The organism is Paenibacillus sp. LjRoot56 (assembly GCF_964253335.1).
GTDB lineage: Bacteria > Bacillota > Bacilli > Paenibacillales > NBRC-103111 > Paenibacillus_E > Paenibacillus_E allorhizoplanae.
Map to the genome: position 1 here is coordinate 1 of NZ_CAXURV020000015.1, position 370 is coordinate 370.

At 55.7% G+C, this 370-nt stretch carries 1 rRNA gene; it reads right to left on the minus strand.

The window, feature by feature from the left end:
• Positions 1 to 370: ribosomal RNA gene (locus ACSQ8O_RS36715) — 23S ribosomal RNA — on the minus strand; the annotation flags it as partial.

Consider the following 370-nt stretch of genomic DNA (forward strand, 5'->3'; position numbering starts at 1 on the left):
CCCCTAACCACTCCTCTTAACCTTCCAGCACCGGGCAGGCGTCAGCCCGTATACTTCGCCTTGCGGCTTCGCACAGACCTGTGTTTTTGCTAAACAGTCGCTTGGGCCTTTTCACTGCGGCCCCCTCGGGCTATTCACCCTACCGAGGCACCCCTTCTCCCGAAGTTACGGGGTCATTTTGCCGAGTTCCTTAACGAGAGTTCTTCCGCGCGCCTTAGAATTCTCTTCTCACCCACCTGTGTCGGTTTGCGGTACGGGCACCTTCGCCTGGCTAGAAGCTTTTCTTGGCAGTGTGAACTCATGACCTTCGGTACTTAAATTTCCCTCCCCATCACAGCCCAGCCTTACGATGTGCGGATTTGCCTACACA